Origin of the sequence: Fictibacillus norfolkensis, from assembly GCF_014836645.1 — a bacterium.
GTDB classification, from domain to species: Bacteria; Bacillota; Bacilli; order Bacillales; family Fictibacillaceae; genus Fictibacillus; species Fictibacillus norfolkensis.
Map to the genome: position 1 here is coordinate 649,328 of NZ_JACSQM010000001.1, position 14,806 is coordinate 664,133.

Below are 14,806 nucleotides of genomic sequence, written 5' to 3' on the forward strand. Positions count from 1 at the left end.
CTACCCTCTCCCTTTAAGCATGTCTGTCATCTTTTGTCCTAAGTATTGAACATATGGAGAACTCATCACGTTGTTATGATGACCATGAACATAGACCGCTTCTACTTTACCGGTCGTCCGCTTCTCCCAATCTGAAGGGTCGACGATGGTATGAAAGTGGTTCGGATCACGCTCACTACAACAAAAGACGGTCAGATCGGTCTTGATCGGTTCTGAAAAGATATAATGATCGCTCGCTTGGTTGTTGATCGCCATGATGTTAAGGATACGTTTTACATCTTCTAGTTCTGCGTTATGAGGAAGTACGTTCCTCTCTTTAGCAGCATGCAACAGTAAACTGTACTGGTCATGTTTGTTAAGACGTTCGAACACGGTGGGATCGAGTCCAAAGTTCTGACTATAAACGACGAGTGGATCCCTTTTTTCTACCACCATCGTATGATCGAAAGGATGAGCATCCAACAGACCGATAAAAGCGACCTCTTCTCCCTGATACTCTAAGATACGGGCCATCTCAACAGATAGCGTTCCTCCCATCGACCAACCTGCGAGTAAATACGGACCAGAAGGCTGAATCTTCTGAATTTCCTCCACGTAACGCTCCGCCATCAAGGGAATCGTTTTAAGTGGAATCAAGTCATCGGAATCATAACCAACGGATTGAATGCCATATATAGGGTGATCGATCTTAAGATGGTCCGCTAGTGGTATATAACAAAGTGCTCCTCCACCACCTGGGTGGACGATGAATAGTGGCGCATTCGTTCCTTCCCTCTTTATGGGAACGATCACGTTACCTGCAGAGAAGGTGTTTTCTTTTATATGTCTAGCGAGCGTCTCGACCGTTCGATACTGAAACAGTGACGAGATCGGAAGCTGGACCTTAAACGTCTTTCGGATATATCCGACCACTTCGATCACTTTTATGCTGTGGCCCCCAAGGTCAAAAAAATCATCGTCGATGCTGATGTCTTTCGTACCAAGAACCTTCTCCCAAAGTGAGACAAGTTCTGTTTCTAATAGAGAAGACGGCCTCTTCTTCAAAGAACCAACAAGATCGTTCTTTGAAAAGGGTAGATCTTCTTTTAAAAGTTTGCCGTGTTTGTTGATCGGGATCTTTTCCATAAATACAATGACGTTCGGTACCATATAGTGTGGAAGTTCCTCACTCATGCGAATTTTGAGTGCGTTTGCCGAAAAACGGCTCCCTTCATGGCGTACTGCAAATACGAACAGTTTTTTCTCTTCTCCGACTTTCTCTACGACGACCGCTGCGTCCTGAATTTCCTGTTGCTGTAGAACACATTGCTTGATCTCGTCAAGTTCGATACGAAAACCTCTGATCTTCACTTGTGAATCTTTGCGAGAAACAAAGAGCAAATTCCCGTCGTCGAGTCTTTTCACGAGATCCCCCGTCCGATAGAACCTTTCAACCTTACCCAACACGTCTAACTCCAAAAAGAACGTTTCGTCTAACTGAGGTTGATTGATATACCCGTTACAGACCCCATCGCCTCCGATATAGAGTTCTCCTGTCACTCCAACTGGTACCATTTCTTGATTTTCGTCCAATACCGCAAGACGATAGTTTGAAAAAGGTATACCGATCGGTGCGACCGTTTCTTTGTGCTCTGGTGTTGTATAAAAATAGGTTGAAGCCACGGTTGCCTCTGTTGGACCGTATAAGTTGATGAGTGGTACCTCTTTAGACATACGATCATAATAGTTCAAGACGAGTCTGCGGTTCAGTGCTTCACCACCCGTAAAGATATAGCGCAGTGATTCCGTTGAAGTGAACGATTGGTGTTCGATCAACCTCTCTATGAGACTATGAAACAATTGGGCTCGTGTGGCTCGTTCACTACGGATCAATTCTGCTAGATACTCCACATCGAACTGACAGTTCGAGTCGCTCAAGATTAAAGCAGCACCTGAAATGAGCGGGCTAAAGATCTCCGTGATCGATGCATCGAACGTATAGTTGATGTTTTGCAGCATCCTCTCACCTTGTTCGAACGGAAACGCTTCCACATAGGCGTTTATATGATTTAGTAGTGAAGCTTGTGAAACAGAGACGCCCTTTGGTTTACCCGTCGTGCCAGAAGTATAGATCACATAAGCTTCTGTTTCATGGGGACTTCTTAAGAGTTTCGGGACAGACCCTTCCTGGTCGATCAGACAGTCTTTCGTAAATAAGACGGGTACCCCACTTAATTCGTACTCTTCATCTTGGATCAAGAGAACAGCTCCTGAATCTTTTAAGATATATTCTCTTCGGGATACAGGTAGGCTAGGATCTAACGGGATGTAACTGCATCCGATCTTAAAGACCGCGAGCAGAGCGGCCAATTGTTCGTTCGATCGCGTCATCTGGATACCGATCCTGGAAGGTGCTCTTACTCCTCGCTTGATGAGTTCGTTCGCGATCTGATCAGCCCTGGTGTTTAAGTGTTTATACGTCCAACTTGCAAGCTTATCCTTAACCGCACACGCTGCTTCGTGCTTTCTCACCGTTTCTTCAAACCATTCATGAAAAAATAGATTGGTAGGATAATGACTCTCTTTAAAAAGCGTGAGCTCTTTCTTTTCATGATCGTCCATGATCTTCATCTTAGAGATCGGCTTGTTAGGATGTTTTAAGATTTCTTCGATCAACAACAGGTAGTGCGCGATAAATTTCTTCATCCGGGTCTTCGTAAAGATCTCTGAACTATATTCGATCTCACCAATCCCCCCTTTTTCATCGCAACCGATATATAGAACGAGGTCAAACTTTGATGTTTTCGTATAGATCTTCTCATGCTCGATGAGAAACGCATCGTTCTCTACGTTTCTCTGACCTTCATGAAAGGTGAACATGACTTGAAAAATCGGCTGTGTGGAGGTGATTCGCTCCGGGTTTACAGCTTGTACGATTCTTTCAAAAGGTACATTGCTATACTCGAACGTCTGAATAAAGTTTTGAACGCTCTTCTTTAGAAAGTTAGGAAACTTACTATACGGGTTGATCGTGGAACGAATTGGCAGTGTGTTCACAAAAAATCCCAGCAAGTCATGCGTAAATGTTTCCGAACGGTTCGCAACAGGAGTGCCGACCACGATATCTTTTTGTCCCGTGTATCGATACAACAAGACGTTGAAGGCTGCTAAGAAAAAACTATAAGGTGTCGCTTTGTTACTCTTCGCATATTCCCTTACTTTCAAGAGAAGCTCTTGCGGGATAGAGAACCTTACATTATCTCCTTCATATGTGGGCTGGAGTGGTCGAATGAAGTCAGTGGGCAGTTCGAGCTGTGGCGGCGCACCATCTAGATACCCACGCCAGAAACCCATCTGCTGCTCCATTGCTTCTTCATCTATCTCATCTCTTTCCCAACCTGCAAAATCTCCATACTGCAGCTCAAGCTCCTCAACTTCATCGATCGTTCCTCCCTCGATGCTCGTATAATGGGCGAGTATCTCTTTTTTTAAGAGATCGATCGACCAAGCATCGAATGCGATGTGGTGGACGTTGATCAATAAATAGTAGAGTTCTTCTTTGATACAGATAAGCTCGAAACGGATGAGTGATTCTGATTTAAAATCAAAAGGGCGTAGCGCAAACTCTTGCATATATTGTTCGATCGAAGTCGTATGTTCGATCTCTCGTTTATCCAGTTGTTTGAATGAGAGAGAAGGAGAGAGGGAGACCTTCTGCATCGGCTCCCCTTCTACCTCAGTGATCGTCGTTCTTAAGATCTCATGTTTCTCAACGATTCTACTTAACGCTTTTTCTAACGTTTGTGGCTGGATGGTTCCTCTGAGCTTAAAAATAAAAGGGATGTTGTACGTCGCACTGTTAGGAAACATCTTCTCAGAGAAATAGATCCGGTCCTGTCCAAAAGACGTTGGTAACAGATAAACCTCACTTTCGGTTGAAACGGTCATTGCTGGCACATCCTTTAATTCTTGATAGTTTGTCTAATCCTCTTCACTCGCTTGATCTCACCCTTCGGTTTGACTTTCTTTTTCGACAGCAATTCAGCGATACTATGGATCGTCGGGTTCTTAAAGATCTCTTTCAACGAGAGTTCGATGCCGAATTGGTCTTTGATCTTACCGATCATCTTCACGATCAACAATGAATGGCCGCCAAGGGTAAAGAAGTTATCTGTGTTACTCATATGAGGAAGCTTTAAGAGGTCTTCCCATATCTTGTGGATCGGTGGTTCTTGAGGAAGTGCTTCTTTCTTCACTACTTCCACTTCTTGACTCTTATAAGAAAGCAGTTTCGCTTTGTCGATTTTGCCGTTCACGGTTACAGGCAGATACGGAACAACGATGAATGCGTTCGGGATCAAACTGAGTGGCAGTACATGATATAACTGCTCTCGGATTTCTTCTGATGTGACAGTATCTGTCACAACATAGCCGTATAGAGTGACCTCGTCTTTTTCCTTTACATCGAGGATGTAACATTCCTTGATCCCTTGAATTCGCTTGACCGCTTCTGTTACCTCACGCTTGTTAAAGCGAACGCCTCTGACCTTGATCTGTTCATCTTGACGGCCGAGTATTTCGATCTCTCCTGTTGGCAGATATCGACCGATGTCTCCTGTACGATAGATCTTGTCTTCTTCACAATCCGTAAATGGATTCTTTACAAACGTTTCCTGAACATTTTGATACCCGAGCGTTTTATAAGGCGTTCGGACGATCAACTCACCCGCTTCACCGACCCCTGTCAGTTTTCCACTGTCGTTTAAGATAAAGATCTGGGTGTCTGGTAACGATCGACCGATAGGCATATGTTCATAGGTTTCGGTTCCTGAGACTTCATAAAAACTTTTAGCGAGTGTCGTTTCCGTTTGTCCGTATAAACTGATTAAATCCGCATGACTTTTTGCATGCCAAAGCGTGATCACTTCTTTTGAAAGTGCTTCTCCGGCAAAGAAAACATACCGAAGGTCGCTCAATTGGTTCCCCTCATACGACTTGATCCAGAGTTTTGATAAAGATGGCACCGCATGTATCGCGGTTATCTTCTGTTCTTCGATAAAAGACAGAACGTCTTCATGCTCACTCGGAATACATAATGTCGCTCCTGATGTTAAGGGAAGAAAAACATCTCGTAAGTAAACATCAAACGTCACGTTCGTCAGTTGTGCGAACCGATCACTATGTTTGATCTTAAAATTAGAACGCTGCCACTCTAAGAAGTGTGACAACCCGTTATGTGTTCCTAAGATCCCTTTTGGTTTTCCGGTAGTCCCTGATGTAAAGAAAAGATAAGCGCCACGATTCTCTTTCGGTCTTATCGCGAGATCTACTAGATTTTCACTGAGTTCATCAAAACGCGATAGTGGTAGCGAAAGTTCATCTAAGACGGATACGTGGTCTGGGTTCAACTCCTCTGTCAGAAGAATTCGCTTCACGTTCGACTGCGATAACATCTCTTTTAAACGAACACTTGGTACGTTCTCATCTACGTTTAAAAACACAGCGTCACATTCTAACACGCCTAAGATAGATACGATCATACGGTAACTTCGTTTTCCGTAAACCGCGACTACGTCACCTGGAGAAATAGTGGAAAGAAGGCCTGACGCCACTCGATCTACTTCGTGATTCAACTGTTTGTAACTATAACTGTTGCCGTCTTCTTCAACCGCCGTTTGTTCCGGTGTTTCCTCTCCAATACGCCTGATCAGATTCGTGATACGCGGATACTCTTTTGAGACCAGCTGACTCTCTAAATCAGGTAGAAGAGGTGAGAGCGATGGTGTTACGAGTGAACATTCTTTTAGCATCATCTGTGGTTGTTGGATACAAGTTCTTAACAGATGCAAATATTGTTCGATGAACGCCTTCATCCTCTTCGATGAGAACGAGCTGTTCTGATACGAAAGGTCTAACACATATTCTGATTCTGTTTCTTCGATGTATAACGTCATAAAGAACTTGGATTGAATCTCATCAACGTCCACTTCTTGGACATTCATATCGCCGACTCTAAAATCTGTTTTCTCTTCAAAACTGCGATAGTTGATCATCACATCAAACAATGGATTACGGTTTAAGTTCCTCTCAGGCTGAACAGTCTCTACGATTCGCTCAAACGGAACATCTTGGTTGTGAAAAGCATGGAAGACGGTATCACGTACGATGTCCAAGTGTTCTTGAACAGTCCCTTCACACTTCACCGTCGTTCGTAATGGCAAGGTGTTTAAAAACAGCCCGACAGAGCCTTCCAGCTCTTCTAAAGGACGGTTGACGATCGGTGTTCCGACGATGATGTCCTCTTCTCTTGAGAGTCTCGCGAGTAGCGCATAAAACGCACCCAGAAACACGATGAACGGTGTATACTTTTGGTCTTTACTGAACTGCTTGATCATCTTAGAAAACGGTTTTGGCACGTGTTGTTTTATCGTGTTATTGCCTCTTCGGTTTTCGTCCAAATCTTGAGGCAACTGCAGGAAAGGTATGGGTCCACTAAGTTTTTCTTTCCAGTACAGAAGCTGTTTTTGGCTGTTCTCGCTTTTTTCGATTTGTTCGTTATAAGCGAGTGCATAGTCTGGATACTGCACAAGGTAAGACGAAAGTTCTTCGCCGTTACAAAGCTTGATAAGTTCATCTTTGATCACCATGAGCGACCATCCATCACTGACGATATGGTGGAGCGTGAGTATCAGATACATCTCATCGACCATCTCGACAAGAGTGGCTCTCACCAAAGGTCCTTGGGTAAGATCGAACGAAGTCTGAAGTTCTTGTTGAACGATCGATTGAATCGAAACCTTCTCAATCTTTCGTCTGTTCAACTCGATCTCCCCTTTATCCATGACCATCTGGAGAGGTTCACCGTCTCTATTGATAAAAGAAGTCCGCAACGATTCGTGTCGGGCTAGTAATGCGTTGATGGCATGCTGGAGTTTTTCCGGATCCATGAGTCCATCGAACCTCAAAACGAGCGGCATGTTGTATTTGCTGTCTTGGTTGAGTTGATCTAGAAACCATATGCTTCTTTGTGCATCTGTTAAAGGTACCACTTCTGTTTTATCTGTTCGTTCCGTTATCGTAAGTAGATCTGTCTTCTCGTAAACGTTCATGACTTCGCTAAGACTTTTGATCGTCGGATGGTCGAACAGCACCTTTACTGGTAATGCTAAAGAAAACGATTTGTTGATGCTTGCCATGATCTTTACGGCTAACAGAGAGTGTCCGCCAAGTTCAAAGAAATCATCGTTCGTCCCGATATGATCGATGCCTAGTTTGTCTACCCAGATCGATAAGATCTCTCTTTCCGTATCGTTTGAAGGTACCGTAAACTCTGTGCTTACGACTAAGTTCGATTCAGATATGTTCGGTAGCTGGTTTCGGTCGACTTTCCCGTTAGCGTTAAGTGGGAACTGTTGAAGTTCCATATAAAAGCTCGGTACCATGTATTCAGGAAGCTCTTTTGAGAGCTTGTTCTTGATAGTCAACCCATCCAGATCAAACTCATCACTCGAGAAGTAGGCGATAAGGTGGGAGACTACATCTCCTTTTTGAAACAAAACCACCGCATCTTTGATTCCGTCGATTTCGCGGATGCGATTCTCGATCTCACCTAACTCCACCCTCATCCCTCGAATCTTTACCTGGTTATCTTCTCTTCCTAAGAACATGATGTTTCCGTCTTCTGTAAGATATCCGCGGTCTCCGGTTCTATACATGTGTTCACCAGGATAAAAAGGATCATCCATAAAAGAAGCTTTTGTTTTTTCAGGGTTGTTCAGATACCCTCTCGCAAGCCCGATCCCTGCGATGTATAAATCACCTGGCACGCCGATCGGAACCGGCTGCAGATAACGATCGAGCGCATACACCCGGTTGTTATCGATCGGTCTTCCGACCGACACGATGTATGAACCACCCGTGTAATCCTGTTTACAACCAAAACATGTAGAATCGATCGATACTTCCGTCGCACCCCAGGTGTTGTATAGATGACCCGGCATCTTTTCGTAGAACTGGTTCATCAGTTCGCTTTTTAACGCTTCACCACTCGAGACAACGACTCGAAGATTTTTAAGCTTCTCTTTCATCTCTGGCGTCATCTCGTCTATGACCATCTGCAGCATGCTTGGTACGAACTGAAGAAGTGACACGTTATACTGGACGGCATAGCGTAAGATCTCATGAGGATCCTTATGTGCTCCCGGCGGGATAAGAGCGATCCTCCCCCCTACCATCAACGGCCAGAAGAATTCGATCGCCGCATCATCAAACGTCAATGTCGTCTTTTGAAGTGCTGTCTCACCCTCTCTTAGATGGTGCTTGTTCTGCATCCAACAAACACGGTTCACCCAGCCTCTATGTGTGCTGCTCACGCCTTTTGGTTTTCCGGTTGATCCCGACGTATAATACACAGATACTAAGTTCAGTGGTGACAGGTCGACCGTCGGCTTTTCAGTCGAGAGATCATCCATTCGACTCTGAATCTCTTCGAACATCAAAACGTTGATCTCTTTTTCTTCTCCAAGTGTTAACGCTTGATTCGTTATACAGACTGGCGCGTTAGCATCGATTAAGATGTCTTTCATCCGCGATTCGGGTGCCTCGATATCTAAAGGAAGATAAGCGCCTCCGGCTTTTAAGATACCCATCATCGCGATGACGAGCTCGATGGATCGTCCCATCACAAGTCCGACTGGTGTATCTGGAGTGATGCCCTCTTGTATCAAAAGATGAGCGAGCTGGTTGGCTCTTCTTTCAAGCTCACCGTACGTGATCGTTTCTCCCTCGTATTCTGCTGCCACGTAATCTGGTGTTTTCTTAACTTGTCTTTCAAACAGTTCGTGAAGATGAACATCAGGAAAAGCCATTTGTGTCTTGTTAAAACCATAGATCACCTTTTCTCGTTCTTCATCTGTTACTAACGACCATTCATCGATCGGGTTCTCAGATTCTATGAATTGAAACATTTGTTTAAACAAAGAAGCCAATCGGTCTATATCCTTTTGTTGGAAAACGTCACTTCTATATTCAAACTTCCCTCTAAGACCTTCATCAGAAGGTTCAAGAAACAAAGTAAGATCGAATTTCGAAGTTTGATTGTTTAATAAGACCGGGTGCCCCAGTTTGAGTGTATCTGTTGTTGTTACGGCATCCGGATAGTTCTGAAAAGCGAACATGTATTGAAAGAGCGGGTTTTGGTTCGACGCTCGGTTCGGTTGGACCGCCTCTACCACCTTCTCAAACGGTACTTTATCGTTTGAAAGTGCTTCAAGCGTCGTGTATTTTACCGCTTGAAGAAAATCTTTAAACGTCATCGTCCCTTCGATCTGGTTACGTAAGACGATCGTGTTCACAAACATCCCGATGATGTCGTCAGTTCCTTCGAACGACCTCCCCGCAACAGGTGTACCGATCGAGATATCTTTTTCACTTGATAACTTGTAGATTAAGAGTTTGTACAACGAAAGGAGACCCGTGTAGAGCGTCACTCCTGAGTTCTTGCAAAACGTTTCTAATGAATGAAGTTCTTGCTTAGATAACTGAAAAGTTACCTCATCACCAGGACTACCAGTGCTCTCTCTATGTTTTTGAGTTTTGAACAACTCGATAGATGGCGTGTCTTTACTCAGTTTACGTTTCCAGAAATTGATCTGCTCTTGTGCTTCTGTGGTAGATGAGTAACGTTCTTGAGAGTTGATATAATCCTTATAACTGCCTGTTACCTTGATTGGCTCTCCCTCATAAGCTGAAAGAAGGTTGTTTAAGAAGATGGATTCTGACCACCCGTCAAAGATGATGTGGTGACAGTTAAAATAGAAACGATACTGATCATCAGATACCTTAAATAAGGTAAACCGATACAGAGGACCGGTTGATAAGTGAAATGATTTAGCAGCATCTTCTCTCATATAATCTTCGGTCATCTTGATAGCTTGATCATAGGAAGACATGGAATAGTCCAACATAACCAACTCACTTGTTCTTCCTTCGTCGATTACACAAACTGGTTCACCGTTTTTCGTTAAAAAACGGCTTTGAAGTACACTTTGATTCTGTATGACAAGATCAAGACTACTCTTGAAATCTTGAAGTCTAAGGTCTCCTTCTATGTCTACAAAACTAGGAAGGTTATAAAGAGAAGAAGCACCCTCGAACTCGTTGAGGAACCAGAGCCTCTTTTGTGCGTCAGAAAGGGTATTACAGCTCTCACTCACAAATTGTAGGTCTTCGTCTTCTAGCATCACACTCTTGTTGTCCACATAAGATGCTAGACTAGAAATCGTTGGATGTTCAAAGACCGTTTGGATTGTCATCGGTACGCCGTATTTTTTTCTGAGACGACTAGCCACACGTGCCGCAAACAACGAGTTTCCACCTATGTATACAAAGGATTGATGAAGAGACGAAGAAACTCCTAAATCATCTTTCCAGACACTCGCGATAAACGTTTCCGTTTCGGTTAAGGTTTCAGATTCAATCTCTTCCTCTTCTATGATGGGACGAGGAAGCGCTGCACGATCCACTTTTCCGTTTATTGATAGCGGAAGTTTTTCTAAACAGACGAACAGAGTAGGAACCATATATTCAGGCAGTACGCTCATCAGTTGCGATCGTACTGCTTCTTCTACAAAATCTTGCTTCTTCTCTAATACGAGGTAAGCGGTCAAAAACTGTCGTGTACCTTCTGTAACTGCAATAACGACACTCTGCTTAATGAGGTCAATGTTCTCAAGAGCTTGTTCGATCTCACCGAGTTCTATTCGTAAACCGTTGATCTTAACTTGAAAATCGTTGCGACCGATATAACCGATCGCTCCATCTCTACGCAGGCGACAGAGGTCTCCTGTCTTATACAATTTCTCACCCGTTTTAATAGGGTTCGGGATGAATCGTTCGCTCGTTAGAGTCGGTTGTCCGTAATAACCGGTTGCAAGTCCCACTCCACCGATATACAGTTCCCCGCTCTCCCCTTGAGCCACTGGTCGCATCTTTTCATCTAAGAGATAGAGATCGATGTTACTGATGGGGTATCCGATCGGAACAGAAGAACTTCTGTCATCAATCGTACATCTCCAATAGGAAACGTCGATCGCTGCTTCTGTTGGTCCGTACAAGTTATAAAGCTCTACATCTGCCGATTGATTGAAAAATTGCCTCTCTGTCGACTTCTTTAATGCCTCTCCGCTACAGATCACCCTCTTTATAGAAGTTTCGGAAAGATCGGAAACAGCATCCAAGAAGAGTTGAAGCATTGATGGAACAAAATGCAGAGTCGTCACCCTATATTCTTGAATCGTTTGATACAAATAATCCGGATCCTTATGTCCGTCTGGTTTGGCCATGACGATCGATGCACCTTCCATCAACGGCCAAAAGAACTCCCAAACGGATACATCGAAACTATACGGTGTCTTCTGCAGAATCCGATCGTTACCGTTGAGTAAAAACTCACGCTGCATCCACTGCAACCTATTATTGAGTGCTCGGTGCGTGTTCATGACGCCTTTTGGTTTGCCGGTAGAGCCAGAGGTATAGATGATGTACATGAGAGAATCTGCATCCATCTCCATCTCAGGATTTGCGATCAGCTTCTCACTCCATGAAAACGTGTCTAAGAAAACAACATCACAATCCTCAAAAAGAGATCGGTACTTTTTCGCTGTTACAACGAGTGGCTGTCCTAATTCACTCACCAATCCTTGAATCCTTGCGATAGGAAAAGTCGGATCGACGGGAACATATGCGCCTCCCGCTTTTAAGATTCCAAGTAACGCAATGACCATCTCGAGTGATCGCTCAAGACTGACGATGACAGGTTCCTCACGCTTGAGTCCTTTATTCAATAACAGGTGAGCCACCTGATTAGCTCGGTCGTTCAATTCGCTATACGTAAGTGACTCATCTTGAAAGAAGACCGCGACATGATTAGGCGTTCTCTCTACTTGTTGTTCGATTAAATGATGAATACAGGCATCATCATTTGAAAACGTTTCTCTTCTACCTTCTAACACGTGAGTAAAAACAGTATCCATCTAGACTTCCCTCTCCTCTTTCCACTCTTTCACGACTAAACAGGCGTTATGTCCTCCAAAACCAAAAGAATTACTCAGCACAGTTCTGATGCGATGGTTCTGCGCTCGGTTAGGCACAAAGTTTAAGTTCATATCTTCATCAGATTCTGTATGATTGATGGTCGGCGGTACCAATTTGTTCTGTATGGATAACACACTCGCGATTAGTTCGGCTGCCCCAGCACCACCTAATAAATGGCCGGTCATTGATTTGATAGAACTGACCGGTAACTCATAAGCTCGTTCACCAAACACTTTTTTTATCGCGTACGTTTCCGATTGATCATTCAATTTAGTACTCGTGCCATGCGCGTTGATGTAGTCGATGTCATCAGGGGTGAGGTTCGCATCTTGTATCGCTCGTTTCATGGCCATGATGACACCATGTCCTTCAGGGTCAGGAGCGGTTACACCGTATGCATCGTTAGTAGCTCCGTACCCTGCGAGTTCAGCGATGATAGGAACTCCACGACGGAGCGCTGATTCTTCTGACTCTAATACGACGATCCCTCCACCTGATCCGATCACAAAGCCGTCCCGAGACCGATCGAAAGGCCGGCTGGCTTCTTGTGGAGAGTCATTTCGGGTAGACAATGCTTTTATTTTTGTGAACGAAGCCAGATCCAGTGGTGTGATGGCTCCTTCAGTTCCTCCGGCGATCATGATATCCGCATCACCATATTGGATAGCACGCATCGCTTCACCAATACAGTTGCTACTTGCCGCACAAGCAGTAACGAAAGAACCACTCTTTCCTTTTGCGCCAAGTTTAATTGCGATCTCACTTACGCTTGAGTTGATGAGCATCCCAGACGCAAGATAAGGACTGACTCTTCTTGCTCCTTTCGTGAGTAATGTCTGATGATTTTCAAGGATCATACCTGTCCCACCTGACCCTGACCCAACTAAAACACCTACACTAAACGGGTCGAGTTCTTTCATATCTAGTGAAGCTTGTTCAATAGCTTCACGAGTAGCTGCCAGAGCATAATGTGTGAATGTATCCGTTCGATTGATCTCTTTAGAAGATAAATATTCGGTCGGATCAAAATTTTTTATTTCTCCTCCGATTCTTGAGGAGAAGGTCGATGTGTCAAAAGATTGGATATAATCAATCCCACTGACTCCTTTACTCAAGTTGAACCAAAAAGAGTCAAGGGTATGACCGATTGGTGAGATGATTCCCATTCCCGTTATAACCACTTTTTTTCTCATAAGTAGCTCCTTCTTCACTAATATCATGTCAATTCTACAAATATTGCGTTTGTCACTACATCCGTAATTTCCGCAACTTTAAGATTCAAGGTAAAATCAACAAGTTTATTTGTTTTTAATTGAGATTCAAGGTGGAAATCATGCTCAATTCGGCATGTATGAAAACAAAAAGGGGATAATGAAGCTGTTATATTAGCTAAAACACAGCAAATATTGTAGCTGATGAGATGATTAAGTGGTTAGAAAGCATTAACACATTAAAGCAAAAAAACTCACTATTTTTGTGAGTTTTTTTATTTATTAAGTTTTTTTCGTATTCATTGTTGCTTTTGAAAGTAGTTGATTTCCGTTGCAGATGCTCGCTTTCTGCGGGGAAGGCGGTGAGCCACATTCGTACGTTTTCATAAGTGTCTCATGTGGTAGGCACGCACCTTCCACTTCCATCAAAAGTCAAAGAAGGAAATAATAAAGCTTAAAACCAAAAATCTTTTAGAAAATGGCCTTTATTAAACAGCTATCAAAACTTTGTTTGCAAAAAAAAAAGAACCCAAAAAGGCTTACTTCCTTTTGAGTTCTTCTCATCCTTAAATTAAAATCGCGAGCAAGATTGGCAGCGTGATCAGTGAAAAAAGTGTACTCACTAACGTTGCACTCGATACGAAATCAGGCTCTGTTCCAAACTGTAACGCATACATCGTCGTGTTTGCTGCTGAAGGCATTGCCGCCATAAGAATCATAATCGCTGCAAGCCTATCATCTACAGGGAGAATCAGTGTGATACAAAATGCGATCAGAGGTGACACCGCTAATTTTAATAGCAGCGAATACGTTAACTTCTCCACTTGTACGTTGCGCAATGATATCTTCGCGAGCTGCATACCGAGTATGATCATGATGGTCGGTATCGCTGAGTTTGCCACAAGATCAAGAGCTTCTGACACAGAACCTTTTATCGGTATGTGTAACTGTTGAAAGACTACACCCGCTATCGCTCCATATACGATTGGCATACGCCTTACTGCTCTTAATGCTGAAGAGATCCCGTCGTTTTCTGGGCTGCCTTTTGCTGCATAATAGACCCCCACAGTACACATGACTAACTGCTGGATAACCATAAGAACAACCGCATAATCTAACCCTGCTGCACCAAACGCGAACAGCGCGACTGGAGTACCATAGTTCCCATTATTCATAAAAGCAGAAGCTAGAATGACACCGCATGTTTCCCGCATATTGTATCTTTTTATATAACTGATCACGTACACGAGACCGATTAAAGTGAAACATAGAATGAGCGTATAGATGAGCATATATCCATACGTTTTCGTAAAAGTAGTTTCATAAAACGTCCGAAATACTAGAAAAGGAGACATCAGATAAAGTGCCATCTTGGAAAGGGTTTGTGTTTCAAAACCTATCATTTTTTGACCGATAAACCCGATACCAAAGATCGCAAATACCGGAAGAATAATGCTCAACAGCTCTATCATGTCTTACCCCTTCTTTCTGTTAACTACAACGGAAAAAGGCTGACCGGAGAG

4 protein-coding genes are annotated in these 14,806 nt (G+C 43.6%); all 4 read right to left on the minus strand.

All coding sequences use genetic code 11. The features are described from left to right. Complete coding sequence (locus H9648_RS03240) at nt 1-3,927, minus strand: non-ribosomal peptide synthetase (protein ID WP_191752409.1); 3,927 nt, start codon at nt 3,925-3,927, stop codon at nt 1-3. A gap of 14 nt (nt 3,928-3,941) precedes the next feature. After that, nucleotides 3,942-12,011, minus strand: a complete 8,070-nt coding sequence (locus tag H9648_RS03245; RefSeq protein WP_191752411.1) for a non-ribosomal peptide synthetase — start codon at nt 12,009-12,011, stop codon at nt 3,942-3,944. Continuing rightward, nucleotides 12,012-13,265 (minus strand): beta-ketoacyl-ACP synthase II, encoded by a 1,254-nt coding sequence (gene fabF, locus H9648_RS03250; protein WP_191752413.1) that lies wholly within the window; start codon nt 13,263-13,265, stop codon nt 12,012-12,014. Nucleotides 13,266-13,849: 584 nt separating this feature from the next. After that, nucleotides 13,850-14,752 (minus strand): AEC family transporter, encoded by a 903-nt coding sequence (locus tag H9648_RS03255; RefSeq protein ID WP_191752674.1) that lies wholly within the window; start codon nt 14,750-14,752, stop codon nt 13,850-13,852. Nucleotides 14,753-14,806 lie beyond the last annotated feature (54 nt).